This window comes from Streptomyces sp. NPDC054794 (genome assembly GCF_053611585.1).
This window is the reverse complement of record NZ_JBSHAQ010000002.1, coordinates 31,824-57,270: the sequence shown is the minus strand read 5'-3', so window position 1 is coordinate 57,270 and position 25,447 is coordinate 31,824. Positions and strand designations below refer to the sequence as shown.

The 25,447-nt window shown below is 71.3% G+C and carries 20 protein-coding genes; 11 read left to right on the top strand and 9 right to left on the bottom strand.

Annotated features, from left to right (window positions below):
* The first annotated feature begins 22 nt into the window (after positions 1 to 22).
* Positions 23 to 856, top strand: a complete 834-nt coding sequence (locus ACWGKT_RS02345) for a sugar phosphate isomerase/epimerase family protein (protein WP_453272313.1) — start codon at positions 23 to 25, stop codon at positions 854 to 856.
* Here ACWGKT_RS02345 and ACWGKT_RS02340 read toward each other — a convergent pair.
* Positions 853 to 1,839, bottom strand: a complete 987-nt coding sequence (locus tag ACWGKT_RS02340) for a DUF5937 family protein (RefSeq protein WP_453272136.1) — start codon at positions 1,837 to 1,839, stop codon at positions 853 to 855. The genes ACWGKT_RS02345 and ACWGKT_RS02340 overlap by 4 nt on opposite strands.
* 68 nt (positions 1,840 to 1,907) lie before the next feature.
* Here ACWGKT_RS02340 and ACWGKT_RS02335 point away from each other — a divergent pair, with 68 nt between their 5' ends.
* Complete coding sequence (locus tag ACWGKT_RS02335) at positions 1,908 to 2,822, top strand: oxidoreductase (protein WP_453272135.1); 915 nt, start codon at positions 1,908 to 1,910, stop codon at positions 2,820 to 2,822.
* A 217-nt stretch (positions 2,823 to 3,039) separates the two neighbouring features.
* On the opposite strand, the gene ACWGKT_RS02330 is transcribed toward ACWGKT_RS02335, so the two are convergent.
* A complete protein-coding gene (locus tag ACWGKT_RS02330) occupies positions 3,040 to 3,969 on the bottom strand; it encodes a ribokinase (protein WP_453272134.1) in 930 nt (309 codons plus the stop codon).
* A gap of 151 nt (positions 3,970 to 4,120) precedes the next feature.
* Here ACWGKT_RS02330 and recD2 point away from each other — a divergent pair, with 151 nt between their 5' ends.
* Both recD2 and ACWGKT_RS02320 read left to right on the top strand, forming a co-directional pair.
* On the top strand, positions 4,121 to 6,367 hold the full coding sequence (gene recD2, locus ACWGKT_RS02325) for an SF1B family DNA helicase RecD2 (protein ID WP_453272133.1): 2,247 nt from the start codon (positions 4,121 to 4,123) through the stop codon (positions 6,365 to 6,367).
* 230 nt (positions 6,368 to 6,597) lie between these two features.
* Positions 6,598 to 7,887: a citrate synthase gene (locus ACWGKT_RS02320; RefSeq protein ID WP_356148544.1), complete on the top strand. Its 1,290-nt coding sequence runs from the start codon at positions 6,598 to 6,600 to the stop codon at positions 7,885 to 7,887.
* 715 nt (positions 7,888 to 8,602) lie between these two features.
* Here ACWGKT_RS02320 and ACWGKT_RS02315 read toward each other — a convergent pair.
* The 3 genes from ACWGKT_RS02315 to ACWGKT_RS02305 all read right to left on the bottom strand — a co-directional run bounded on the left by ACWGKT_RS02315 (position 8,603) and on the right by ACWGKT_RS02305 (position 12,024).
* On the bottom strand, positions 8,603 to 10,852 hold the full coding sequence (locus tag ACWGKT_RS02315; protein ID WP_453272132.1) for a heavy metal translocating P-type ATPase: 2,250 nt from the start codon (positions 10,850 to 10,852) through the stop codon (positions 8,603 to 8,605).
* Between the two features lie 143 nt (positions 10,853 to 10,995).
* A complete protein-coding gene (locus ACWGKT_RS02310; protein ID WP_235458367.1) occupies positions 10,996 to 11,235 on the bottom strand; it encodes a heavy-metal-associated domain-containing protein in 240 nt (79 codons plus the stop codon).
* A 135-nt stretch (positions 11,236 to 11,370) separates the two neighbouring features.
* The gene (locus tag ACWGKT_RS02305) at positions 11,371 to 12,024 is read right to left on the bottom strand and encodes a TetR/AcrR family transcriptional regulator (RefSeq protein WP_453272131.1); all 654 of its coding nucleotides are present in this window, start codon (positions 12,022 to 12,024) and stop codon (positions 11,371 to 11,373) included.
* 164 nt (positions 12,025 to 12,188) lie between these two features.
* Between ACWGKT_RS02305 and ACWGKT_RS02300 the strand changes: the two genes are divergently transcribed.
* Together ACWGKT_RS02300 and ACWGKT_RS02295 are read left to right on the top strand one after the other, a co-directional pair.
* Entirely contained in the window at positions 12,189 to 14,477 is a 2,289-nt protein-coding gene (locus tag ACWGKT_RS02300) for an MMPL family transporter (protein WP_453272130.1), read from the top strand.
* A 36-nt stretch (positions 14,478 to 14,513) separates the two neighbouring features.
* A complete protein-coding gene (locus tag ACWGKT_RS02295; RefSeq protein WP_453272129.1) occupies positions 14,514 to 15,557 on the top strand; it encodes a zinc-dependent alcohol dehydrogenase family protein in 1,044 nt (347 codons plus the stop codon).
* A 73-nt stretch (positions 15,558 to 15,630) separates the two neighbouring features.
* Here the strand turns inward: ACWGKT_RS02295 and ACWGKT_RS02290 are convergent, their stop codons facing one another.
* From ACWGKT_RS02290 to ACWGKT_RS02280, 3 genes are all read right to left on the bottom strand, one after another.
* Positions 15,631 to 15,831, bottom strand: a complete 201-nt coding sequence (locus ACWGKT_RS02290) for a helix-turn-helix transcriptional regulator (protein ID WP_356148533.1) — start codon at positions 15,829 to 15,831, stop codon at positions 15,631 to 15,633.
* A 323-nt stretch (positions 15,832 to 16,154) separates the two neighbouring features.
* A complete protein-coding gene (locus tag ACWGKT_RS02285; protein ID WP_453272312.1) occupies positions 16,155 to 16,478 on the bottom strand; it encodes a helix-turn-helix domain-containing protein in 324 nt (107 codons plus the stop codon).
* Positions 16,479 to 17,111: 633 nt separating this feature from the next.
* Positions 17,112 to 18,029, bottom strand: a complete 918-nt coding sequence (locus tag ACWGKT_RS02280; RefSeq protein ID WP_453272128.1) for a sugar phosphate isomerase/epimerase family protein — start codon at positions 18,027 to 18,029, stop codon at positions 17,112 to 17,114.
* A 127-nt stretch (positions 18,030 to 18,156) separates the two neighbouring features.
* Between ACWGKT_RS02280 and iolC the strand changes: the two genes are divergently transcribed.
* Genes iolC through mmsA form a run of 5 tightly spaced genes read left to right on the top strand, consistent with a single transcriptional unit; the run spans position 18,157 to position 24,280 of the window.
* Positions 18,157 to 19,107, top strand: a complete 951-nt coding sequence (iolC, locus tag ACWGKT_RS02275) for a 5-dehydro-2-deoxygluconokinase (RefSeq protein ID WP_235458361.1) — start codon at positions 18,157 to 18,159, stop codon at positions 19,105 to 19,107.
* 59 nt (positions 19,108 to 19,166) lie between these two features.
* Positions 19,167 to 20,051, top strand: coding sequence for a Cgl0159 family (beta/alpha)8-fold protein (locus tag ACWGKT_RS02270; RefSeq protein ID WP_453272311.1), 885 nt, complete (start codon positions 19,167 to 19,169; stop codon positions 20,049 to 20,051).
* A 7-nt stretch (positions 20,052 to 20,058) separates the two neighbouring features.
* On the top strand, positions 20,059 to 20,883 hold the full coding sequence (gene iolB / locus ACWGKT_RS02265) for a 5-deoxy-glucuronate isomerase (protein WP_356148523.1): 825 nt from the start codon (positions 20,059 to 20,061) through the stop codon (positions 20,881 to 20,883).
* On the top strand, positions 20,880 to 22,763 hold the full coding sequence (gene iolD, locus ACWGKT_RS02260; protein WP_453272127.1) for a 3D-(3,5/4)-trihydroxycyclohexane-1,2-dione acylhydrolase (decyclizing): 1,884 nt from the start codon (positions 20,880 to 20,882) through the stop codon (positions 22,761 to 22,763). The genes iolB and iolD overlap by 4 nt, the downstream gene beginning before the upstream one ends.
* A 14-nt stretch (positions 22,764 to 22,777) precedes the next feature.
* Positions 22,778 to 24,280 carry a CoA-acylating methylmalonate-semialdehyde dehydrogenase gene (gene mmsA / locus ACWGKT_RS02255; protein ID WP_453272126.1) on the top strand — a complete coding sequence of 501 codons (1,503 nt, stop codon included), beginning with the start codon at positions 22,778 to 22,780 and terminating at the stop codon, positions 24,278 to 24,280.
* A gap of 59 nt (positions 24,281 to 24,339) precedes the next feature.
* Here the strand turns inward: mmsA and ACWGKT_RS02250 are convergent, their stop codons facing one another.
* Complete coding sequence (locus ACWGKT_RS02250; RefSeq protein ID WP_453272125.1) at positions 24,340 to 25,191, bottom strand: hypothetical protein; 852 nt, start codon at positions 25,189 to 25,191, stop codon at positions 24,340 to 24,342.
* Between the last annotated feature and the right edge of the window lie 256 nt (positions 25,192 to 25,447).

The following is a 25,447-nucleotide window of genomic DNA, read 5'->3' as shown; positions in this document are numbered from 1 at the left end:
GGAGCGCTTCTCCGTCAACCAGATGACGGTGAGGCAGCTGTCGCTGCCCGAACTGGTCGACGCCTGCCGTGGGTTGGGCGTGAGCCAGGTGGGGCTGTGGCGGGAGCCGGTCCGCGAGTACGGGGTCGAGGCCACGGCCGAACTGGTCCGCGACGCCGGCCTGACGGTGACGACCCTGTGCCGCGGGGGATTCCTCACGGCGATCGACCCCGACGCCCGCGCGGCGGCCCTGGCCGACAACCGCCGGGCCGTCGACGAGGCGGCCGCGCTCGGCACGGACACCCTGGTGCTGGTCTCCGGCGGCCTGCCGGCCGGGTCGAAGGACCTGCGCGCGGCCCGGGAGCGGATCGCGGAGGCGCTGGCCGAACTGGGGCCGTACGCACGCGAGCACGGGGTGCGGCTGGCCGTCGAGCCCCTGCACCCCATGTACGCCGCCGACCGCTGCGTGGTCTCCACCCTCGCCCAGGCCCTCGACCTCGCCGAGCGCTTCCCCGCCGACCAGGTCGGCGTGACCGTGGACACGTACCACATCTGGTGGGACGACACCGCCCCTGCGCAGATCGCGCGGGCGGGCGCGGGCGGCCGCATCCACTCCTTCCAACTCGCGGACTGGACCACCCCCCTGCCGGCGGGCATACTCAACGGCCGCGCACAGATCGGCGACGGCGCCATCGACCTGCGGGAGTGGACGGGGTACGTGGCGGCGGCCGGATACACCGGCTCCGTCGAAGTCGAGCTGTTCAACGAGGAGTTGTGGGAACGGGACGGCAGGGAGGTGCTGGCGCAGACGGCGGCGCGGTTCGTGGAGCACGTCGTCCGCCGAGCGGGCGAGGGACACGAACCCGCGGGGGCCTAGGCGGACGCGGCCAGCAGGGCGTCCGCCACCCCGGTGCGGGCGTAGAGCACGGCGCGGCCCGCCCGGTGCGCGCTGACCAGGCCCGCGTCGCGCAGGGCGGTGAGGTTCTGGGAGACACCGGCGGGGGAGAGACCGGTGCGGCGGGCGAGTTCGGTGGTGGAGGCCGGGGCGTCCAGCTCGGCCAGCAGGCGGGTGCGAGAGCGGCCGAGTACGGCGGCCAGGGCGCCGGTGCCGGTGACGGGCCGCGACTCCCACAACGCGCCCGTGCCGCGCGCCGGATAGGCGAGCTGGGGCGGATCCGGCGGCGCCACCCGGGTGAGCAGGCCGGGGCCGCTGAAGGCCGAGGGGATCAGCACCAGCCCGGCGCCCGTGACGGCCCGCGACCCGCCCCGACGCCGTTGCCGCAACCGCAACCGGTCTTGGTCCCAACGCGCCGTTTCGTGCAGGTCGTTGAGGGTGTGCGCGGTGCCGTGCTCGGCGGCCTGGCGGGCCCGGTGCCGTACGTCGGCGTCCAGCACGGACCGTATCCGCGCCCAGTAGGGGGCGAGCGCCAGCTCCCAGTAGGCCGCGATCTCTTCCGTCAGACGGGGGAGGCGGGCGGGCGGATCGGCGTGCAGGGCGCGCAGCCGGGGGCCGAGGCGCCCCTGTTCGCGCTCCAGGCGTTCGAGGTCCTGGCGCACCCGGTCGGCGGGGGTCGCCCCCACGGCGGTCAGTTCGTCGGTCAGCGCGGGGGCGGGGCCGGCCAGTGTCGGGTTGAGGAAGTCCGGGACGTAACCGGAGAGTGGGACGAGTTCGGTCAGCCAGCCTCGGTCGAGGCCGGCCGCCGCCACCCGGGGCCGCACCTGCTCGGTCCAGGGACGGTGCACGGGGTGCGCGCGGCCGGAGGACAGCAGCTTGAAGCTGGTGCCGATCTCCCACATCGGCGAGACCGCGAACCGCAGCCGCGCCAGATCGGCAGCCGAGAAGGCCAGTTCGGTCTCCATGTCCGCCCTCGGATTCACCCATACCCGAATCGATGGCGGCGAGCCTACGCCCCGGACACCCTTGCACCATGACGGAACAGACGATCACCGCTGCGACGGCGGGCAGTTGGCGGCTCGGCCACCAGTGGGTCAACCGGATCGGGTTCGGCGCGATGCGGCTGACACAGGACGGCGAGGCGTTCGCCGCGGGCGCCGCGCCGAGCGACCGCGACCAGTCGCTCGGCGTGCTGCGCCGGGCGGTCGACCTCGGGGTGAACCACATCGACACCGCCGCCTTCTACTTCTCCGCCCTGCGCTCCGCCAACGAGCTGATCAACCGGGCCTTGGCCCCCTACCCCGATGACCTCTTCATCGCCACCAAGGTCGGCCCCGGCCGCGACCCCTCCGGCCAGTGGCTCCCCGACGCCACCCCCGGCGAGCTGCGCGGCCAGGTCGAGGAGAACCTGCGTCAGCTCGGCCGGGACCACCTCGACCTGGTGAACCTGCGCGTCGTCGGCGCCGACTCGATCGCCGAGCGCTTCGGCACCCTGGCCGAGCTGCGCGCGGCCGGCCTCGTCCGCCACCTCGGCCTCTCCAACGTCACCCCCGACCAGCTGGCGGAGGCGCGGGCCATCGCGCCCGTGGTGTGCGTGCAGAACATGTACGGCCTGGGCGTGCGGCCCGAGTACGACGACCTCGTGCGCGACTGCGGCGACCTGGGCATCGCCTTCGTCCCGTTCTACTCCCTGGCCGGGCCCGGCCGGACCGCCGGGGCGCGCAACGCCCCCGACTCCGAGGAGCTGAGCTCCGTCGCCCGCGCCCACGGGGCGAGCCCGGCACAGATCCGGCTGGCCTGGACCCTGCACCGAGGCCCTCACGTGCTGCCCATCCCCGGCACCGGCGACCCCGCCCACCTGGAGGAGAACGTGGCTGCCGGGGCACTGCGTCTGACACCGGAGGACCTGGCCCTGCTGGACCGCCTGCACAGGGTCGCGGCCGCCTGAAAAAATCTTCGGAATCCCGTGCAACCCTTCCCGCGGATGGTGGGTCGTACCTGGCATCAGAACTTCTGGAGGGGGATCCGGGGGGATCGCGGGGGTTCTGATACGGAGGGGAAGAGCCGAGGGGACCTGGTCGACGGACCGGGTCCCCTCGAAGCTTTTGCGGCCGGTGTGCGGCACGGTTCTCGATGGCCGGAGTGCGGCCCCGAAGCTCACCCCGTCACAGCGCCTCGACCTCAGCCACCGCCCCCAGTGCGTCAACCTCCGCAGCCGTCGGGAACGACTCCTGCGCCCCCCGCTTCGTCACGGCCGCCGCCCCGACCCGGACCGCATGGCCCGCCGCCTCCGCGAGGGTGGCGCCCGTCCCGAGCCGCCAGGCGAGCGCCGCGGTGAACGCGTCGCCCGCGCCGGTGGTGTCCACGGCGGCCACCGGCAGGGACGGCACCCGTGTCATGCCCTCCGCGGAGGCGACCAGCGCTCCCCGTGCGCCGAGCGTCACGACCACCGACCGCGGGCCCCGCGCGAGCAGCGACCGCGCCCAGTCCTCGGGCTCCTCGCCCACCCCGGACCCGTCCAGGACGGCCCTCGCCTCGTGCTCGTTCACGATCAGCGGGTCGCAGGCCGCCAGCACCTGTGGGGGCAGCGGGCGAGGCGGGGAGGGGTTCAGTACGAAGCGGCTGCCCGGGGCCAGAGCGCGCACGACCTCCACGACCGTCTCCAGCGGGATCTCCAACTGCGCCGAGACCACCCGGGAGGCGCGGAACAGGCCGGCCGCGGCCCGTACGTCCCCGGGCGTCAACCGGCCGTTCGCACCCGGTGACACCACGATGCTGTTGTCACCGGAGGGGTCCACCGTGATCAGCGCGACCCCGGTCGGCGCCCCGCCCACCAGCACGCCCGCCGTGTCGACCCCGGCCGCCCGCTGTGCGTCGAGCAGCAGCCGGCCGTGCGCGTCGTCGCCGACCCGGGCCAGCAGGGCCGTACGGGCCCCGAGCCGGGCGGCCGCGACCGCCTGGTTGGCGCCCTTGCCGCCCGGGTGCACGGCGAGGTCGCCGCCGAGCACCGTCTCCCCGGCGCCCGGGCGCCGTTCGACGCCGATCACCAGGTCGGCGTTGGCCGATCCCACGACCAGGAGGTCGTAGTCGTCCATGAAATGGCTCCCCTGAGAGTTGACTTGAGGCGGCGGTCGCCCGGACCGCCCGCCCGCCGACCCTTGTCAGGTTGCCGTATCGCGGCCCGGCAGCGGACCCCCGCCGCCGACGTGCCCCACCGCTGTCGGACCCTGGCGGTACGGTCGGATCATGTCCAATGACGCGGGGACCGCGGAGCGTCGGCTTGCCGTGCTCGAAGGCGTGCTGGAGCGGATCACGTACGCCAACGAGGAGAACGGCTACACGGTCGCCCGGGTCGACACCGGCCGGGGCGGCGGCGATCTCCTCACGGTCGTCGGCGCGCTGCTCGGCGCGCAGGTCGGCGAGTCCCTGCGCATGGAGGGCCGCTGGGGCTCCCACCCGCAGTACGGCAAGCAGTTCACGGTGGAGAACTACACGACCGTCCTGCCGGCCACCGTCCAGGGCATCCGACGCTACCTCGGCTCCGGGCTGGTCAAGGGCATCGGGCCGGTCTTCGCCGACCGCATCACGCAGCACTTCGGCCTGGACACCCTGCGGATCATCGAGGAGGAGCCCAAGCGGCTCATCGAGGTCCCGGGGCTCGGCCCCAAGCGGACCAGGAAGATCGCCGACGCCTGGGAGGAGCAGAAGGCGATCAAGGAGGTCATGCTCTTCCTCCAGACCGTCGAGGTGTCGACGTCCATCGCCGTGCGCATCTACAAGAAGTACGGCGACGCCTCGATCTCGGTCGTCAAGAACCAGCCCTACCGGCTGGCCGCCGACGTGTGGGGCATCGGCTTCCTCACCGCCGACAAGATCGCCCAGTCCGTCGGCATCCCGCACGACAGCCCGGAGCGGGTGAAGGCGGGGCTGCAGTACGCGCTGTCGCAGTCCACCGACCAGGGCCACTGCTTCCTGCCCGAGGACCGGCTGATCGCGGACGCGGTGAAGCTCCTCCAGGTGGACACCGGCCTGGTCATCGAGTGCCTCGCCGAGCTGGCCGAGCCGCCGGAGGAGGGCGCGGATCCGGGTGTCGTACGGGAGAAGGTGCCCGGACCCGACGGCGGGGAGCCGGTCACGGCCATCTATCTCGTCCCCTTCCACCGCGCGGAGCTCTCCCTCTCGGCCCAGCTGCTGCGGCTGCTGCGCACCGACCAGGACCGGATGCCCGGCTTCCGGGACGTGGCCTGGGACAAGGCCCTGTCCTGGCTCAAGGGGCGTACCGGCGCCGAGCTCGCCCCCGAGCAGGAGGCCGCCGTCCGGCTGGCGCTCACCGAGAAGGTGGCCGTGCTGACCGGCGGGCCGGGCTGCGGCAAGTCCTTCACCGTCCGCTCGATCGTGGAGCTGGCCCGCGCGAAGAAGGCCCGGGTCGTGCTGGCCGCGCCCACCGGACGGGCCGCCAAGCGGCTGGCCGAGCTCACCGGGGCCGAGGCCTCCACCGTCCACCGGCTGCTGGAGCTGAAGCCGGGCGGCGACGCGGCGTACGACAAGGACCGCCCGCTCGATGCCGACCTGGTGGTCGTCGACGAGGCCTCGATGCTGGACCTGCTGCTCGCCAACAAGCTGGTGAAGGCGGTGCCGCCGGGCGGTCATCTGCTGTTCGTGGGGGACGTGGACCAGCTGCCCAGCGTCGGCGCCGGCGAGGTGCTGCGGGACCTGCTGGCCGACGGCGGCCCGATCCCGGCCGTCCGCCTCACCAGGGTCTTCCGCCAGGCCCAGGAGTCGGGCGTGGTGACGAACGCGCACCGGATCAACTCCGGGCAGCATCCGGTCACCGACGGGATGAAGGACTTCTTCCTCTTCGTCGAGGACGACACGGAGGCGGCTGGGCGGCTCACCGTGGACGTCGCCGCCCGTCGGATTCCGGCCAAATTCGGTCTCGACCCGCGCCGGGACGTACAGGTATTGGCGCCCATGCACCGCGGCCCCGCCGGTGCCGGGACCCTGAACGGCCTGCTCCAGCAGGCCATCACGCCCGGTCGCCCCGACCTCGCCGAGAAGCGGTTCGGCGGCCGGGTCTTCCGCGTCGGCGACAAGGTCACCCAGATTCGCAACAATTACGAGAAGGGCAGCAACGGTGTCTTCAACGGCACCGTGGGCGTGGTGACCTCGCTCGACCCGGTCGACCAGCGCCTCACGGTGCTGACGGACGAGGACGAGGAGGTTCCGTACGAATTCGACGAACTGGATGAATTGGCGCATGCGTACGCGGTGACCATCCACCGCTCGCAGGGAAGTGAATATCCTGCCGTGGTGATCCCGGTCACCACGGGCGCCTGGATGATGCTCCAGCGGAACCTGCTGTACACCGCCGTGACCCGCGCCAAGAAGCTGGTTGTCCTCGTGGGTTCACGCAAGGCGATCGGTCAGGCGGTGCGCACGGTGTCGGCGGGACGCCGTTGTACGGCCCTCGATTTCCGCCTGGACGGCCGCTGACCTCGGCCTCGACTCCCGCATCGCAAAAAATGATCGATCAAATGAGTCGTGAAGGTCACAGAGACCTTCCAGTTGGGGAAACAACCGGGCAGGATGAGCAGGTTGGCGGCACTGAGTGCCGCCAATAGGCCCAATGGTCGACCCCGAGTGCACTCTCCTGAGCCAAATGGGGGATGGTAGAGACAGTCAGGGCACCTCGAAGATGAGGCACTACGTCGGTGAGGGAAGACGTGAGCGACAACTCTGTAGTACTGCGGTACGGCGACGGCGAGTACACCTACCCGGTGATCGACAGCACCGTCGGCGACAAGGGCTTCGACATCGGGAAGCTCCGCGCCCAGACCGGTCTGGTGACTCTGGACAGCGGGTACGGCAACACGGCCGCCTACAAATCCGCGATCACCTACCTCGACGGCGAGGCGGGCATCCTCCGGTACCGCGGCTACCCGATCGAGCAGCTGGCCGAGCGCTCCACGTTCCTGGAGGTGGCCTACCTGCTGATCAACGGTGAGCTGCCGACCATCGACGAGCTCACCGTCTTCAAGAACGACATCACGCAGCACACCTTGCTGCACGAGGACGTCAAGAACTTCTACAAGGGCTTCCCGCGCGACGCCCACCCGATGGCGATGCTGTCCTCGGTCGTCTCGGCGCTGTCGACCTTCTACCAGGACAGCCACAACCCGTTCGACGAGAAGCAGCGCAACCTCTCGACGATCCGCCTGCTCGCCAAGCTTCCGACGATCGCTGCCTACGCGTACAAGAAGTCGATCGGTCACCCGTTCGTCTACCCGCGCAACGACCTCGGTTACGTGGAGAACTTCCTCCGCATGACCTTCTCGGTCCCGGCGCAGGAGTACGACCTCGACCCGACCGTGGTCGCCGCGCTCGACAAGCTGCTGATCCTGCACGCCGACCACGAGCAGAACTGCTCGACCTCGACGGTCCGCCTGGTCGGTTCGTCGCAGGCCAACATGTTCGCCTCGATCTCGGCCGGCATCAACGCGCTGTGGGGCCCGCTGCACGGCGGCGCCAACCAGTCCGTGCTGGAGATGCTGGAGGGCATCCGCGACTCCGGCGGCGACGTCGACTCCTTCATCCGCAAGGTGAAGAACAAGGAGGACGGCGTCCGTCTGATGGGCTTCGGCCACCGGGTCTACAAGAACTTCGACCCGCGCGCCAAGATCATCAAGGCCGCCGCGCACGACGTCCTCTCGGCCCTCGGCAAGTCCGACGAGCTGCTGGACATCGCGCTGAAGCTGGAGGAGCACGCGCTCTCCGACGACTACTTCGTCTCGCGCAGCCTCTACCCGAACGTCGACTTCTACACCGGCCTGATCTACCGCGCCATGGGCTTCCCGACCGAGATGTTCACGGTCCTGTTCGCCCTCGGCCGCCTCCCGGGCTGGATCGCCCAGTGGCACGAGATGATCAAGGAGCCGGGCTCCCGTATCGGCCGCCCGCGCCAGATCTACACGGGCGTCGTCGAGCGCGACTTCATTCCGGTCGAGGAGCGCTGAGCCAAAGGCTCCGCCTAATTCTTGTACGGCCACCGCGGCCAACCCGGCGAGTGAGCCGAAGGGGCGCGCCTGTGTCGAGAACGCGACCGTGCTCAGCCCTTCGGGCCTCCGTGCGCTCGCGTTCTCGACACAGGCTTTGGCGCCCCGGAGGCGAACCGAGCCCATAAACAAAACAGAAGGCGCCCTGGCGCCGGTCCCCCCACGGGCCGACGTCCAGGGCGCCTTCCCATGTCCCGGTGCGGATTCCCCCCACGGGATCCGGCCGGGCGCTTGCGAGGACAGCGCCTGAATCGCTGTTGTGAGCACAACGAGCAAAACTCGCCGTACTCGGGTCGTGCTCCAGTGATGCGGTGCGATCTGCCGGGACCCGCACGGATCGGGAGGGCCGCTCAAAGCTTCCCGATGTACGCGCCCCGGCAACGCAACTCCGAGGAAGTCCCCCAAGACATCCTCAGATGCCAGTCAGCCTCCCCCAAGACGCTGTCTGACACCGTCAACTTAGACCTTCGAACCCCTTCGATGGTTACGTTCACATCACTGTGATCTGCGTCTCTTGCATATGTCCGATAGATGCGCAAGAGCCCCGATACGACGATCGGAGCTCAAGCGTAAGGATGATGCGCGAGCCTTGTGAAGAGCTTATGTGAGGCGCGCGTTGGACTCTAGGGGGACTCTTACTTCGGCTTCGACGAACTGTCGGTAACCTCGGGCGGCCTCAGCGGAAGCTGCGCAGCCGAAGGCTGTTCGTCACCACGAACACCGACGAGAACGCCATCGCGGCCCCCGCGATCATCGGGTTCAGCAGCCCCGCGGCGGCCAGCGGCAGCGCGGCCACGTTGTATCCAAAAGCCCACACCAGGTTGCCCTTGATCGTGGTCAGCGTCCGCCGCGACAGCCGGATGGCGTCCGCCGCCACCCGCAGGTCGCCGCGCACCAGGGTCAGGTCGCCCGCCTCGATCGCCGCGTCCGTGCCGGTACCCATCGCGAGACCCAGATCGGCGGTGGCGAGCGCGGCCGCGTCGTTGACGCCGTCACCCACCATGGCGACGGTCCGGCCCTGGTCCTGCAGTCGCCGTACGACGTCGACCTTGTCCTCGGGCAGCACCTCGGCGATCACCTCGTCGATGCCCACGGCGTGGGCCACGGCCTCGGCCACCGCCCGGTTGTCCCCGGTCAGCAGCACCGGCGTGAGTCCCAGCGCGCGCAGGTCGCGCACCGCCTCGGCGCTGGTCTCCTTGACCGCGTCGGCCACGGCGAGGACACCGCGTGCCATGCCGTCCCAGCCGGCCACGACGGCCGTACGACCGTTCCTCTCGACCTCTTCCTTGGTGCGGGCCAACTCCTCCGGAAGCCCGTCGAAGAGGCGCCCCACGGCCACCTCGTGGCCTGCCACGCGGCCGCGTACGCCACGCCCGGGGACGTTCTCGAAGTGCTCGACGTCCGGCAGCGTGCCGGTCCGCGCCTCGGCGCCGGCCGCGACCGCGCGGGCGACCGGGTGCTCGGAGGCGTGCTCCAGGGCGCCGGCGAGCCGCAGCACCTCCTTCTCGTCGGTGCCCTCGGCGGCGTACACCTCCTGGAGGATCATCCGGCCGGTGGTGACCGTGCCGGTCTTGTCCAGGACGACCGTGTCGACGCGACGGGTGGACTCCAGGACCTCCGGGCCCTTGATCAGGATGCCGAGCTGCGCCCCGCGCCCGGTGCCGACCATCAGCGCCGTCGGCGTCGCGAGGCCGAGCGCGCACGGGCAGGCGATGATCAGGACGGCGACGGCGGCGGTGAAGGCGGCGCCGGTGTCGCCGGTGACGGCCAGCCAGGCGCCGAAGGTGCCGAGCGCGATCAGGATGACGGCCGGTACGAACACGGCCGAGATCCGGTCGGCCAGCCGCTGCACCTCGGCCTTGCCGTTCTGCGCGTCCTCCACCAGCATCGCCATCCTGGCCAGCTGGGTGTCCGCGCCGACCCGGGTGGCCTCGACGACCAGCCGGCCCCCGGCGTTCACCGTCGCGCCCGTCACCGTGGCGCCGGCGCTCACGTCCACCGGCACCGACTCGCCGGTCAGCATGGAGGCGTCGACCGCGGAGACGCCCTCGACCACGACGCCGTCGGTGGCGATCTTCTCGCCGGGCCGTACGACGAACCGGTCGCCGACGGCCAGGGAGGTCACCGGCACGCGCACCTCACGGCTGTCGCGCAGTACGGCGACGTCCTTGGCGCCCAGCTCCATCAGCGCCCGCAGCGCCGCTCCCGCGCGCCGCTTGGAGCGGGCCTCCAGATAGCGGCCGAGCAGGATCAGCGCGACCACGCCGGCGGCGACTTCGAGGTAGATCGTGGACGCGCCGTCCATGCGGGAGACCGTGAACCGGAACTCGTCGTGCATGCCCGGCATGCCCGCGTCGCCGAAGAACAGTGCCCACAGGGACCAGCCGAACGCGGCCAGCGTGCCGACCGAGACGAGGGTGTCCATGGTGGCCGCGCCGTGCCGCAGGTTCGTCCAGGCGGCCCGGTGGAAGGGTAGGCCGCCCCAGACGACGACCGGGGCGGCGAGGGTCAGCGAGAGCCACTGCCAGTAGTCGAACTGGAGGGACGGGACCATCGCGAGCAGGACGACCGGGGCGGCGAGGAGGGCGGAGACGACCAGCCGGTGGCGCAGCGCGGTGAGCTCGGGGTCCTGCGGGGTCTGTGCGGCGGCCGACGTCTCGGGCTCCGGCGGCGGGGGTTCCTCGGCCGTGTATCCCGTCTTCTCCACGGTGGCGATCAGATCGGCGACCTGTACCCCCTGGGGGTAACTGACCTTGGCCTTCTCCGTCGCGTAGTTCACCGAGGCGGTGACGCCGTCCATCCGGTTGAGCTTCCTCTCGACGCGGGCCGCGCAGGAGGCGCAGGTCATCCCGCCGATGAGCAGCTCGACCTCGGAGGTGTCGGGGGTCTGGGCTTGTATCGGTGGCTGGGCGGTGGTGCTGGTCATGTCCGGACTCCAGACAACGGACCGGGCCGTACGGAGCCAGTATGAGCTGGTCGGTGCGGCCCGGTCGGAGAACAGGTGCGGGACGTGCTGTGCGGGCCTTTCTCGGGCCTGGGCGCCGCGTCTCAGACCTGGGACGACGCGTCTCAGGCCTGGCCGACGAGGTCGAAGCCGGCCTCGTCGACGGCGCCGCGGACGGCCTCCTCGTCGAGCGGGGCGGCGGAGACGACGGTGACCTCACCGCTGGATGCCACGGCCGTCACGGAGCTCACGCCGGGGATCTGGGAGATCTCGCCGGAGACGGAGCCCTCGCAGTGTCCACAGCTCATCCCGCTCACCTTGTAGACGGTGGTGACGGAGCCCGGGGTTTCGGTCTGTGCGGTCATGTCGTTGCTCCTCGTCGAGGCGTGTGGTGCCGGTGCGACCCACGGTGGGGCCCGCACTTCTCACACTATACCCCTAGGGGGTATTTCCCAAGAGGATCCGGGCCGTACTGCGGGGCGCGCCGCGTGCTCTGGCGGTCAGGCGCGGCCCAGGCGGTCGCCGACCAGCGGTTCCAGGTAGCGGATCAGGACGTTCTTCACTTCTTGGATGTACGCCTCGCGCTCGGCGCCCTCGTGGGTGAGGACGAGTTCCAGGCCCGCCTTGTAGATGCCGAGGCAGACGTGCGCGGTGCGCGTGACGACCTCCTGGGGCGTGTCGGGGAGGAGCGAGGAGAGCAGTCCCTCGATGCGGCCGACCAGGGTCGAGTGCAGGGCGTCGTGTTCCTCGGCGATCCGGCCGGGGATGTCGGTGCCGTGCATCAGCGTGAAGAACACCGGGTGCTCGGTGTTGAAGGCGATGAAGCGGTCGACGGCGGCGGCGACGGCCTCCGCCAGCGGTGTGGCGGGGTCGACCGGCGCGAGCGCCTCGCCGTACGTCTCGCGCATCCGGTGCATGAGCTGGTCGCCCAGCTCTATCGCGATCGCTTCCTTGTTCGGGAAGAACTGGTAGAGCGTGCCCGGCGAGACGCCCGCCTCGCGGGCGATGGCGTTGGTGCTGGCGGCGCTGTAGCCGCTCGTGCAGAAGACCGAGGCGGCCGCCTCCAGCAACTGGGCGATGCGCCGCTCGCCCCGGGCCTGCCGGCGGCGCGGCTGTTCCTTGCCCGGGCTCGCGGGCTTCTCGGTGTCGGGCACGTGGTTGTCCCCAGCTCTCCGGACGCGATTGACAAACGCGAGTGGTCGCTCGCATTCTGGAGAAACGCGAGCGATCTCTCGTGTTTGCCAGTCTATGGCTATGGCCGACCCCTGCAGCCGTGTGCGCACGGAGGCACAGGTCACGGTGAAGGGGACACCCCACGATGACCGAAGTCAACAAGCCACCGCGGACCGGGGACGAGCCGCCCCGGGTCGGCGGCTGGACTCGCCTCGTGACCGCCCGGCCCCGGTTGTCGCTGCTCGCGGCCCTCGTCCTCACCGTGCTCGCGGTGCTGGCGGGCAGCGGAGTCGCCGACCGACTGGGCAGCGGCGGCTGGGAGGACCCGGCCGCCGAGTCCACGTACGCGACCAAGGCGCTGGAGCGCGAGTTCCCCGACTCCCAGCCCAACCTCCTGCTCCTCGTCGACTCGGGCCGCGCCTCGGTCGACGATCCGGCGGTCGCCGCCCAAGCCAAGCGCCTCGTCGCGCGCCTGTCCGAGGAGAAGGGCGTCACGGGCGTCGGCTCCTACTGGCAGGCCGATCCTTCGTCGGCTCCGGCCCTGCGCGCCACGGACGGGCACGAGGCGCTGATAGCCGCCCGCATCACGGGCGACGAGAAGACGATGGGCGAGACCCTGGACCGCATCGCGCCCTCCTTCCGGGGCACGCACGGGCCGGTGCGGGTCAAGGTCGGCGGCATCGTCGCCGTGCGGCACGAGATGCAGACGATCATCAAGGAGGACCTGACCCGGGCCGAGGTGATCGCCCTGCCGATCACCCTGGTCCTGCTGGTCATGGTCTTCGGCAGCGCGATCGCCGCCCTGCTGCCGCTGGGCATCGGCATCGTCGCCATCCTCGGCACGAACGCGGTGCTGCGCGGCCTGACCGAGCTCACCGACGTCTCCGTCTTCGCGCTGAACCTCACCACGGCCCTCGGCCTGGGCCTCGCCATCGACTACGCCCTGATCATCGTCCGCCGCTTCCGTGAGGAACTGTCCACCGGCGCCGAGCCGTTGACGGCCGTCGGCACCACCCTGCGCACGGCCGGCCGTACGGTGCTCTTCTCGGCCCTCACGGTCGCGGTGTCCCTGGCGGCGATGCTGCTCTTCCCGCAGTACTTCCTGCGCTCCTTCGCCTACGCGGGCATAGCGGTGGTGCTGCTGGCCGCCGCGGCCGCCCTGATCCTGCTCCCGGCGGCACTGATGCTGCTCGGCCACCGGGTGAACGCACTCGACCTGCGCCGCCTGTTCCGCCGCGGGCGCGAGCCGAAGGCCTCCGGCGAGGAGGGCACGGCCTGGGCGCGCACGGCGACGCTGGTGATGCGTCGCGCCCCCTTCTTCGCCATCGGCACCACGGCCCTCCTGATCATCCTCGGGCTGCCCTTCCTCGGGGTGAAGTTCGGCACCGCGGACGACCGCCAGCTGCCCACGGGGGCCGAGTCCCACGTCGTGCAGCAGCACATCCGGGACGGCTTCCCGGGCAGTCCCGGCGGCGGCCTCGAAGTCCTGGCCGAGGGCAAGGCCACCGAGGCGCAGTACGGCGCGTACAAGCAGAAGGTGGCCGCCCTGCCCGAGGTGGCGCGGGTCGACGGCCCGCTGGTCAAGGGCGACGCGGCCTACTTCACCGTGGTGCCCAGGGGCGAGGCCGTCGACGACGGGGCGCAGCGACTGGTGGGCGACCTGCGGGATCTGAAGACCCCGTTCGACACCAAGGTGACCGGCACCGCCGCCGTCCTGGTCGACTCCAAGCATGCGATCGGCGAACGCCTGCCGTGGGCGGGCGCGTTCATCGCGATCGTCACCCTGTTCCTGGTCTTCCTGCTGACGGGCAGCGTGCTGATACCCCTGCAGGCGGTGGTGCTCAACGCGCTCAGCCTGACGGCGATGTTCGGCGCGGTGGTCTGGGTCTTCCAGGACGGCCATCTCTCCGGCGCGCTCGGCTTCACCAGCCCCGGTTCCATCGAGACGACCCTGCCCGTCCTGATGTTCTGCGTGGCCTTCGGCCTCTCCATGGACTACGGCGTGTTCCTGCTCTCCCGCATCAAGGAGGAGTACGACCGCACGGGCGACCACAACGAGGCGGTGCGCCACGGGCTTCAGCGCACGGGCGGGCTGATCACCGCCGCGGCGGTCATCCTGGCCGTGGTGATGGTCGCGATCGGCACCTCGCGCGTGACCAACACCAAGATGCTCGGCCTGGGCATCGCGCTGGCCGTCGTGATGGACGCGATGGTCGTCCGCAGCCTGCTCGTCCCGGCGATCATGCGCCTCACCGGCCGCGCCACCTGGTGGGCCCCGGCCCCGCTGCGCCGCTTCCACGAGCGCTTCGGACTGAGCGAGGGCGAGTCGGCCCCGGTCGCGGGGGAGTCGAACCAGAACTCAGTCGACACGGAGAACTCAGCGGACACGGAGGAGACGGAAGAGACGGAGGACAAGGTCACCGCACGCGGCTAGCGTTTCGCCGAGCGAGCCGACAGAGGGGCGACGACGATGCGGGCTGTGGTGTTCGAGCGCTACGGGGAGCCGGCCGAGGTACGGGAGGTGGCGGACCCGCGGCCGGCCGAGCACGGGGTCGTGGTGCGCGTCGAGGCGACCGGGCTGTGCCGCAGCGACTGGCACGGCTGGATGGGCCACGACCCGGACATCACCCTCCCGCACGTCCCCGGGCACGAACTCGCCGGTGTCGTCGAGGCGGCCGGCGCCGGGGTGACCGGTTGGCGCCCCGGCGACCGGGTCACCGTGCCCTTCGTCTGCGCCTGCGGCAGCTGCCCGGCCTGTGCGGCGGGCGACCAGCAGGTGTGCGAGCGGCAGACCCAGCCCGGCTTCGACCACTGGGGTTCCTTCGCGCAGTACGTCGCGCTGGACCACGCCGATGTGAACCTGGTCGAGGTCCCGGACGGGATGTCCTTCGCCACCGCCGCCTCCCTGGGCTGCCGGTTCGCCACCGCGTTCCGGGCGGTGGTGCGGCAGGGCCGGGTGGCGGCGGGGGAGTGGGTCGCGGTGCACGGCTGCGGGGGCGTCGGACTGTCGGCGGTGATGATCGCGGCGGCCTCGGGAGCGCGGGTGGTCGCGGTGGACGTCTCGCCGCAAGCCATGGACCTGGCGCGGACGTTCGGGGCGGCGGAGTGCGTGGACGCGAGGCGTACCCCGGACACCGCGGCAGCGATCCTCGACCTCACCGGCGGCGGCGCGCACCTCTCCCTCGACGCGCTCGGCTCGCCCGCCACCTGCGCGGCCTCCGTCAACTCCCTGCGCCGCCGCGGCCGGCACGTCCAGGTGGGCCTCCTGCCCTCCCCGGACGGCACGACCCCCGTCCCCATGGCCCGCGCCATCGCCCTGGAACTGGAAATCCTCGGCAGCCACGGCATGGCGGCCCACACCTATCCCGGCATGCTGGAACTGGTCCGCGCGGGCGTCCTGCGCCCCGATCTGCTGGTCACCTCGACGATCCCCCTGGACGCGGCCCCGGCCGCCCTCGCCGCGATGGGCACGGCACCCGGCGCGGGTGTCACGGTCATCGAGCCGTGGAGCTGAGCGGCGCCGGACGGGGCCGACCGGGGTGCCGGTGCCCCGCGGGGGAGCGGGGCCCGGTGCCGTAGGCGGTGGGTCAGCCCCCTCTTCGGCCGCGGTTGCCGGGCCGGGACGCCACCCAGGCCCGGACGGTGTCGGCGTACCAAAAGGGCTTGCCGCCCTCCACATGGTCGGGCGGGGGCAGCAGACCGTGCTTGCGGTAGGAGCGCACGGTGTCCGGCTGCACGCGGATGTGTGCGGCGATCTCCTTGTAGGACCAGAGCCTTCGGTCGGTCATGACGTGCACCTCCCCGCGCGCACCGCGGGGGCGACCAAGGGGCGGTCGTCGGGGGAGCCGGGCGCTGCGCTGGCGATCACAAAGCCTGTGCCCCGTGAACGACGCGGAGTGAGCGTGGGCAAGCAGCTGTCGACCGGGTGTGACCCGGGTCCCGCGTACCCGGGACATGTGTGACAGGAGAGGGGTGTTTGTGACAGAGGTGAAGCAAAGGCGTATGGCCGTACAAGGGCGCGTCGCGTTGACAGCGGGGGCGGGCCGGGCCCGCCGCGTCGAACCCGACCCGCCGGCCTCCCCGCGTCCCCCGGTTTCAGCCGGTCGGGTGATCAGCCTGCACGGATCGGTGCCCGCCGGTCTTGGAAAAACCGCACCGCGCGCACCCCGGCCACGTGCGGGCGCCAGCACCAGCCTCGTCGCCGCGCCCCGGATCCGGTCCGGCGCCGGCAACTGCACCGCGGGGGCAGTTGCCGGGCCGCGGCGAACTCCCCGGGCGTGCAGCCCGTCATCGCCTTGAACTCGCCGCTGAGGTGCGCCTGGTCGTAGAAGCCGCAGACCGCCGCCGTCTCCGCCTGGCCGCGGCCCGCCGCCGGCATCCGCCGCGCCCGCTGCAGCCGCAGCACCCGGGCCGCCGCCTTCGACCCCAGCCCGATCTGCTCCCGGAACCGGTTCTCCAGGTGCCGTACGCTCCAGCCGATCTCCTCGGCGAGGCGGGGCTGCCCGCCCGGGGCCGGTGCGACAGCGCGTCGTCGAGCAGGTCGAAGCGCTCCGGCCAGGTGGGCAACACGGCCAGTACGGAGGCGAGTTCACCGACGCCCGTCCGACGCCCGGAACTTGGGCCGGTGCCATGGCCCGGGTGACCCAGCGGATGCGGCAACTCATTCGGATCCACGGACCGGTTGGTCAACTCGTGCTGGGGCGTGCCGAACAGGGTGAACGCGGCCCAGGGGGCGAGCAGTACCTCGATGCCGAAGAACCGGCCGCCGTGCTCGCCGACGGCCGGCCGACGCGTGAGATGCGTACGGGATGCTCGAAGCCGAGCAGCAGCGTGGCCGCGCCGATGGGTGTCTCCAGGCGCCCGGCGCGGCCGGTCGAGCGCGAGCCGGATCCCGCGGTAACTGATCACCCCGGGGCGCAGACCGGGATGCGGCGAGGCGGTCACGGTCTCCCAACTACCGCCCGGCCCTTGCCCGGACAGCGCCCCGATCCCACCAGCCATCGGCCCTCCCGCACCCCGCGCCGGACCACCCAGGGTGCTACGGCACGGGATGCGGCGGAAGCGGGAGTCAGGCCCCGCAGGACCTCAGGAACGCGCGCGTCCGCCGCGCGATCGGCAGCGGCTTGTCCGGCTCGCAGGGGTACATGTCCTGCTCGACGATCGCGAACAGGTCGACGTCCAGGCGCTGTGCGGCCTCCAGGACCGGGCCGAGCGCGGGCACGCCGGACGGCGGCTCGCACATCACGCCCCGCGCGACCGCCGGGCCGAACGGGGTCTCGTTCGCCCGCACTTCGGCCAGGATCCGGGGGTCCACCTGCTTGAGGTGCAGATAGCCGATCCGCTCGCCGTAGGTCTCGATCAGCTTGACGCTGTCCCCGCCGCAGTAGGCGTAGTGCCCGGTGTCCAGGCACAGCGACACCAGGGAGGAGTCGGTGCCGTCCAGGAACCGGACGACGTTCTCCTCGCTGTCGATGTGGGTGTCGGCGTGCGGGTGCACGACGATCTCCAGGCCGTAGCGCTCGCGCACCTCCCGGCCCAGCCGCTCGGTCAGCGAGGTCAGGTTGCGCCACTGCTCCGGCGTCAGCACGGACGGCTCCAGCACCTCACCGGTCTTGTCGTCCCGCCAGAAGGACGGGATGACGACGAGGTGCCGCGCACCCATCGCCTGGGCGAGCGCCGCGTTGTCCGCGACATGCGCCCACGTCTTGTCCCACACGGCCTCGCCGTGGTGCAGGCCGGTGAAGACCGTGCCCGCCGACACCTTCAGGCCACGCCGTGTCGTCTCCTCGGCGAGCACGGCGGGGTCGGTGGGCAGGTACCCGTACGGGCCCAGCTCGATCCACTCGTACCCGGACGCGGCGACCTCGTCGAGAAAGCGCTGCCAGGGCACCTGCTTGGGGTCGTCGGGGAACCACACGCCCCAGGAGTCGGGGGCCGATCCGATGCGGATGCGGGAAAGTGAGGACTGCGGTGACAACGGCGTCATGGCCGTCAGCGTGCGGCTCCCGAGGAAGGGGTGTCAAGCTCTGGTCCGAATGTCTGGACAAAACATTGACAGGGCTCAGGGTGCGGGACTACAAACCGGGGGGAGAGCCGTGACGAAGGGAAGCCGAATGGCGTACGACCTGATCACCATGGGGCGGATCGGAGTGGATCTGTATCCGTTGCAGACGGGGGTCCCGCTTGCCCAGGTGTCGTCCTTCGGCAAGTTCCTCGGCGGGTCGGCCACCAATGTCGCCGTCGCCGCAGCCCGCCTGGGCAGGAACACCGCCGTGATCACCCGCACCGGGGACGATGCCTTCGGTACCTACCTGCACGAGGCCCTGCGCGGCTTCGGTGTCGACGACCGCTGGGTCACCCCGGTCCCCGGGCTGCCCACACCGGTCACCTTCTGCGAGGTCTTCCCGCCGGACGACTTCCCGCTGTACTTCTACCGGCAGCCCAAGGCGCCCGACCTGGCGATCGACGCCCACGAGCTGGACCTCGACGCCGTCCGGGACACGCGCATCTTCTGGATGACCGGTACGGGCCTGAGCGAGGAGCCGAGCCGTACGGCGACCCTCGCGGCCCTCGCCCACCGCGCCAAGTCCGGTACGACGGTCTTCGACCTCGACTGGCGCCCCATGTTCTGGAGCGACCCGGACGCGGCCCGCCCCTTCTACGCCGAGGCACTGCGCCACACCACCGTCGCCGTCGGCAACCTCGACGAGGTGGAGGTCGCCACCGGCGTCCGCGAACCCCATGCGGCGGCCCGCGCGCTGCTCGACGCCGGGGTCGAACTCGCCGTCGTCAAGCAGGGGCCCAAGGGGGTCCTCGCCGTCAACCGGGAGGGCGAGTCGGCCGAGGTGCCGCCGCTGCCGGTGAGCGTGCTCAACGGCCTGGGCGCCGGAGACGCCTTCGGTGGCTCCCTGTGCCACGGACTGCTGGCCGGCTGGGACCTGGAGACGATCATGCGACACGCCAACGCGGCCGGCGCGATCGTCGCCTCCCGCCTGGAATGCTCCTCCGCGATGCCCACCCCCGACGAGGTGGCCGCCGCGCTCGAAGCCGGAGCGGTGCTGTGAGGGCCGGCAAGGTGGGCGGCGCCCACCACGAGGGCGGGGACGCCGCCGCGCACGGGCGCGTGGACGTGTCCGCGCTGGTGCACACCCGCACCCACCACCCCGAGGCGATCGCCGAGGCCGCCGTCCGCCGCGCCCGCAGACCGCTGGTCAAGGAGAACGGCCGGCTGATGATCGTCGCAGCCGACCACCCGGCCCGCGGCGCCCTGGGCGTCGGCGACCGCAGGCTGGCCATGGCCAACCGCGCCGACCTGCTGGAGCGGCTGTGCCTGGCGCTGTCGCGGCCCGGCGTGGACGGCGTCCTCGCCACCGCCGACATCCTCGACGACCTGCTGCTGCTCGGCGCCCTCGACCACAAGGTCGTCATGGGCTCGATGAACCGCGGCGGCCTGCAGGGCGCCACCTTCGAACTCGACGACCGCTTCACCGGCCACCGCCCCGAGGACATCCAGCGCCTGGGCTTCGACGCGGGCAAGCTGCTGCTGCGCATCGACTACGACGACCCGGGCTCCCTGACGACCCTGGAGTCCACCGCCCGCGCCATCGACGACATGGCGGCCCGGCGGCTCCCGGTCTTCGTCGAGCCGTTCATCAGCGGCCGCACCCCGCAGGGCAGGGTCCGCAACGACCTGTCCGCCGAGGCGGTGACCCGGTCCATCGCCATCGCCTCGGGCCTGGGCGGAAGTTCGGCCTACACCTGGCTGAAGGTGCCGGTCACCGACAACCCCGACGACATGGCACAGGTCATGGCGACGTCGACGCTGCCCGCCGTGCTGCTCGGCGGCGACATCGGCGACTCGCCCGAGGACCAGGACGCCGCGTACGAGAAGTGGCGCGGCGCCCTCCAACTGCCCACCGTGCGCGGCCTGGTGGTCGGCCGCTCGCTGCTGTACCCGGCGGACGGCGACGTGGCCGCCGCCGTGGACACCGCCGTAGGACTGCTGTGAGGGCCGCATGACCAGCAATCACCTGCACCTGTGCAAGGGCTCGACCGCGGGCGCCCAGTATGTGGTCGACATCGACCCCGAGCGGGCCGGATGGGCACACAGCAGTCTGCGGATCGTCGAGCTGGACCCGGGCGGAACGCACCTGTTCACCACCGGTGACAGCGAATGGATCGTGCTTCCGCTGGAAGGCGGATGTACCGTCCGCACTGAGGGAAATGAGTTCCAACTCCTGGGCAGGAAGAACGTGTTCGCCGAGGTCTCGGACTTCGCGTACGCGCCCCGTGACGCCCGGGTCCAGATCGCCTCCGGCGCGGGAGGCCGCTTCGCCCTGGCAGGAGCGAAGTGCGAGCGACGACTCCCCGCCCGCTACGGCCCCGCGCCGGAGGTTCCCGTCGAGGTCCGCGGCAGCGGCACCTGCGCCCGGCGGGTGCGCAACTTCGCCTCCGCCGACTCCTTCGACTGCGACCGGCTGATCGCCGTCGAGGTGATCACGCCCGGCGGCAACTGGTCCTCGTACCCGCCGCACAAGCACGACGAGTACCGGCCGGGCGAGGAGTCGGAGCTGGAGGAGATCTACTACTTCGAGATCGACGGCCCGAACGGTTTCGGGTACCAGCGCGTATTCCCCTCCCGTGAGGGCGGATCCGACGTCCTCGCCGAGGTCCGCTCCGGCGACGCCGTCCTCGTCCCCGACGGATGGCACGGCCCGTCGATCGCGCAGCCCGGGCACGACATGTACTACCTGAACGTGATGTCCGGTCCGGGTGAGACGCGGGAGTGGCGGATCTGCTTCCACCCGGCCCACCTAGAAAGTGCAGAGGGTTACCGATGACCTCAACGACGAGGCTCACGGTCGCGCAGGCGCTCGTCCGTTTCCTGTCCGTCCAGTACACCGAGCGGGACGGCGTCCGGCACCGGCTGATCGGCGCCACCTGGGGCATCTTCGGCCACGGCAACGTCGCCGGGATCGGCCAGGCGCTCATCGAGTACGCCGCCGACATGCCGTACCACCAGGGCCGCAACGAACAGGCGATGGTGCACGCGGCCGTCGGCTACGCCCGCCAGTCCAACCGCCTGTCCACGCACGCGGTGACCACCTCCATCGGCCCCGGCGCCACCAACCTGGTGACCGGCGCCGCCCTGGCCACCATCAACCACCTCCCGGTCCTGCTCCTGCCCGGCGACGTCTTCGCGACCCGCCCGGCGGACCCGGTCCTGCAGCAGCTCGAAGTGCCGTACGCGGGCGATGTGTCGGTCAACGACTGCCTGCGCCCGGTGTCCCGGTACTTCGACCGGATCACCCGGCCGGAGGCGCTGATCCCGGCCGCCCTCCAGGCCATGCGGATCCTCGCCGACCCCGTCGAGACCGGCGCCGTCACCCTCGCCCTGCCGCAGGACGTGCAGGCGGAGGCGTACGACTGGCCGGACGAGTTCTTCGCCGAGCGCGTGTGGGCCGTACGGCGTCCGGGCGCGGACCCGGCCGAGCTCGCCGAGGCCGTACGGGCGATCCGGGCGGCGCGACGGCCGCTGGTGATCGCCGGCGGCGGCGTCCACCACAGCCGGGCCGAGGGCGCGCTCGCCGAGTTCGCCGAGGCGACCCGCATCCCGGTCGCCGCCACCCAGGCCGGCAAGGGCTCCCTGCGCTGGGACCACCCGCAGGACGTCGGCGGCATCGGCCACACCGGCACCGCGACCGCGGACGAGCTCGCCCGCACCGCCGACCTGGTGATCGGCGTCGGCACCCGCTACACCGACTTCACCACCGCCTCCGGCACCCTCTTCGAGAACCCGGACGTCCGCTTCCTCAACCTCAACATCGCCCCCTTCGACGGCCACAAGCTGGCCGGCGCGCCGCTGATCGCGGACGCCCGCAGCGGCCTGCAGGAGCTGACCGAGGCGCTGGACATCCACCGGCACCGGGTCGCCGACCCGTACGTCGCCGAGTACACCGAGGACAAGGAGCGCTGGGAGCAGCGCGTCGAGGCCTGCTACGAGGCCGACGAGCCGGACATACGGCCGACCCAGCCGCAGGTGCTGGGCGTGCTCGACGCGCTCGTCGACGAGAGCGACATCATCATCAACGCGGCCGGGTCCCTCCCCGGCGACCTGCACAAACTGTGGCGGACGCGCTCGGCGGACCAGTACCACCTGGAGTACGGCTACTCCTGCATGGGTTACGAGATCCCGGCCGCGATCGGTGTGAAGCTCGCCGCTGTCGACCGGCCCGTGTGGGCGCTGGTCGGCGACGGGACGTATCTGATGATGCCGACGGAGATCGTGACCGCCGTGCAGGAGGGCGTCGCGATCAAGCTGCTGCTCGTGCAGAACCACGGGTACGCCTCGATCGGCGGGCTGTCCGAGTCGGTGGGCGGCGAGCGGTTCGGCACCGCCTACCGCTACCAGGCCGAGGACGGCACCTACACAGGCGCCCCGCTCCCCGTCGACCTGGCCGCCAACGCGGCCAGCCTCGGCATGCGCGTTCTGCGCGCGAAGACCGTCCGTGACCTGCGCGCGGCACTCGCCGAGGCGCGGGCCACCGACACTCCCACTTGTGTCTACGTGGAGACCGAAACCGCAGACACTGTGTCGGGCGCGCCTCCGGCGCAGGCCTGGTGGGATGTTCCTGTGGCCGAGACCGCGACGCGATCCTCCGCGGTCAAGGCACGTGAGCTGTACGAACGGCACGTCTTTACCCGACGCCGCCATCTGTGAAGGAGTAACCGGGCATGACGAAGATCGTCAACCACTGGATCGGCGGTAAGACCGTCGAAGGCGCTTCGGGTACGTACGGGCCGGTCACGGACCCGGCGACCGGAGCGGTCACCACCAAGGTCGCGTTCGCCTCCGTGGACGAGGTCGACGCGGCGGTGGCCGCCGCCAAGGACGCCTACGCCACCTGGGGCCAGTCCTCGCTGGCCCAGCGCACCACCATCCTGTTCAAGTTCCGCGCGCTGCTCGACGCCCACCGCGACGAGATCGCCGAGCTGATCACCGCCGAGCACGGCAAGGTGCACTCCGACGCCCTCGGCGAGGTCGCGCGCGGCCTGGAGATCGTCGACCTGGCCTGTGGCATCAACGTGCAGCTCAAGGGCGAGCTGTCGACGCAGGTCGCCAGCCGCGTGGACGTGGCCTCGATCCGCCAGCCGCTGGGTGTCGTCGCCGGCATCACGCCGTTCAACTTCCCGGCGATGGTCCCGATGTGGATGTTCCCGATCGCCATCGCGTGCGGCAACACCTTCGTGCTGAAGCCGTCCGAGAAGGACCCGTCGGCGTCCCTCAAGATCGCCGAGCTGCTGGCCGAGGCCGGTCTGCCCGACGGCGTCTTCAACGTCGTGCACGGCGACAAGGTGGCCGTCGACCGCCTCCTCGAGCACCCGGACGTCAAGGCCGTCTCCTTCGTCGGCTCGACCCCGATCGCCCGCTACATCCACACCACCGCCTCCGCCAACGGCAAGCGCGTACAGGCCCTCGGCGGCGCCAAGAACCACATGCTGGTGCTGCCGGACGCCGACCTGGACGCGGCCGCCGACGCCGCCGTCTCGGCCGCCTACGGCTCCGCGGGCGAGCGCTGCATGGCCATCTCCGCGGTCGTCGCGGTGGGCGCCGTCGGCGACGAGCTGGTGGAGAAGATCCGCGAGCGCGCCGAGAAGATCAAGATCGGCCCCGGCAACGACCCGACCTCCGAGATGGGCCCGCTGATCACCAAGGTCCACCGCGACAAGGTGGCCTCCTATGTCGAGAGCGCGGCGGCCGAGGGCTGCGAGGTCGTGCTCGACGGCACCGGCTACACGGTCGAGGGCCACGAGGACGGCCACTGGATCGGCATCTCGCTGCTCGACAAGGTCCCGACCAGCGCGAAGGCCTACCAGGACGAGATCTTCGGCCCGGTGCTGTGCGTGCTGCGCGTGGACACCTACGAGGAGGGCGTGGCCCTCATCAACAGCTCGCCGTTCGGCAACGGCACCGCGATCTTCACCCGGGACGGCGGCGCCGCCCGCCGCTTCCAGCTGGAGATCGAGGCCGGCATGGTCGGCGTGAACGTGCCGATCCCGGTGCCGGTGGGCTACCACTCCTTCGGTGGCTGGAAGGACTCGCTCTTCGGCGACCACCACATCTACGGCAACGACGGCACGCACTTCTACACCCGCGGCAAGGTCGTCACCACGCGCTGGCCCGACCCGTCCGAGGCCCCGACGGGCGTCGACCTGGGCTTCCCGCGCAACCACTGAGCCAGTCCGGCGCGCCCCGTCCTCCGCGTGGGAGAGGACGGGGCGCCGCCGTGTCGGGCTCAGCCCTGCTGTTGCTGCTGGTGGAGCTTCTTGATCGTCTCGGTGAGGTCACCGGTCTGCGCGGCCGGCGGGGGCTTGACCGTGGCCGTCCCGCCGAACTTCTCGAAGTCCATGGTGACGGTCGCGGACCCGATCACCTCCTTCATGCGCACCGGCAGGTCCTTGCCGTTCACCCAGACGTCCAGCACCAGCCGGCCATTGGCGCCGGTCGTCTGGTTGAAAATGTTGCCCTGGTCGCCGTAGACGTCCTTGAGCTTGCCCATCTGGTCCGCCCTGACCACGGCGTGGTAGTGGGTCGTGCTCTGCCCGTCGACGGTCTCCTTGCCGAGGTCGTCGACGTCGCTGGCGTACTTCAGGGCCTTCATGGAGGCCACCGGGCTGCCGCCGCCGGCGCCCCCGGCCAGCGCCTGGGCACCCTTCTCGCCGAACAAGGCCGAGCCGTCGATCTTCATCCACTCCTTGCCCTTGAGCGGGCCGGAGGGCTGCGGGTCGATGTCGTAGTAGTAGGCGCCGCCCACGAAGAGCGTGCGGACCTTCGGCGAGCTGGTCAGCGACTGCATCCGGGCTGCCTTGGTGTCCGTCTCGACGTCGAAGGCGAAGCCGTCGCCCCAGGAGTACGTGCCGTCCATGGCGATCGGACCGGTCGGCGAGCCCAGGTCGGTGCTGATCCGCACCTTGGCCGAGCCGAGGTTCTCCGTCCGGTCCGTCGCCCGGGCCAGCGCCGCCATGACCTTGTCGGCGCTGTCCACGGCCTTGGCCGCCGTCTTCGCGCCCTCGGCCCCGCAGGCGGACGTCGTCACCAGTGCCGCCGTCACCAAGCCCACGCAGGCCGCGGTGTGCCGCAGCTTCATGTGTCCCCACCCCGATGTTCCTGTGTGTTGTATGTGCCCGGCGACTCTATCGGGGCCCACCGACACCGGTGCGACCGGATTTTCCGCGTCCGGATAGCGGACGTACTGACGTTTTTTTGACGCCCACCCTGCGATTCTCGTATGGGCCCAAGTGGGCCAGGGGCATAGGGAAACCGTCGGAAACGTGATCACAGGCGTGGTTGACCTTCGGATTTCGTAGGTAAACACCCATTGACGCGCTGGTTTTCGTCGGGGT

Excerpts from the sequence above, each read along its gene's own strand:
- ACWGKT_RS02345 (WP_453272313.1), top strand. The coding sequence starts at position 23 with ATGACGGTGAGGCAGCTGTCGCTGCCCGAACTGGTCGACGCCTGCCGT.
- ACWGKT_RS02340 (WP_453272136.1), bottom strand. The coding sequence starts at position 1,839 with ATGGAGACCGAACTGGCCTTCTCGGCTGCCGATCTGGCGCGGCTGCGG.
- ACWGKT_RS02335 (WP_453272135.1), top strand. The coding sequence starts at position 1,908 with ATGACGGAACAGACGATCACCGCTGCGACGGCGGGCAGTTGGCGGCTC.
- ACWGKT_RS02330 (WP_453272134.1), bottom strand. The coding sequence starts at position 3,969 with ATGGACGACTACGACCTCCTGGTCGTGGGATCGGCCAACGCCGACCTG.
- recD2 (WP_453272133.1), top strand. The coding sequence starts at position 4,121 with ATGTCCAATGACGCGGGGACCGCGGAGCGTCGGCTTGCCGTGCTCGAA.
- ACWGKT_RS02315 (WP_453272132.1), bottom strand. The coding sequence starts at position 10,852 with ATGACCAGCACCACCGCCCAGCCACCGATACAAGCCCAGACCCCCGAC.
- ACWGKT_RS02310 (WP_235458367.1), bottom strand. The coding sequence starts at position 11,235 with ATGACCGCACAGACCGAAACCCCGGGCTCCGTCACCACCGTCTACAAG.
- ACWGKT_RS02300 (WP_453272130.1), top strand. The coding sequence starts at position 12,189 with ATGACCGAAGTCAACAAGCCACCGCGGACCGGGGACGAGCCGCCCCGG.
- ACWGKT_RS02295 (WP_453272129.1), top strand. The coding sequence starts at position 14,514 with ATGCGGGCTGTGGTGTTCGAGCGCTACGGGGAGCCGGCCGAGGTACGG.
- ACWGKT_RS02290 (WP_356148533.1), bottom strand. The coding sequence starts at position 15,831 with ATGACCGACCGAAGGCTCTGGTCCTACAAGGAGATCGCCGCACACATC.
- ACWGKT_RS02280 (WP_453272128.1), bottom strand. The coding sequence starts at position 18,029 with ATGACGCCGTTGTCACCGCAGTCCTCACTTTCCCGCATCCGCATCGGA.
- iolC (WP_235458361.1), top strand. The coding sequence starts at position 18,157 with ATGGCGTACGACCTGATCACCATGGGGCGGATCGGAGTGGATCTGTAT.
- iolB (WP_356148523.1), top strand. The coding sequence starts at position 20,059 with ATGACCAGCAATCACCTGCACCTGTGCAAGGGCTCGACCGCGGGCGCC.
- iolD (WP_453272127.1), top strand. The coding sequence starts at position 20,880 with ATGACCTCAACGACGAGGCTCACGGTCGCGCAGGCGCTCGTCCGTTTC.
- mmsA (WP_453272126.1), top strand. The coding sequence starts at position 22,778 with ATGACGAAGATCGTCAACCACTGGATCGGCGGTAAGACCGTCGAAGGC.
- ACWGKT_RS02250 (WP_453272125.1), bottom strand. The coding sequence starts at position 25,191 with ATGAAGCTGCGGCACACCGCGGCCTGCGTGGGCTTGGTGACGGCGGCA.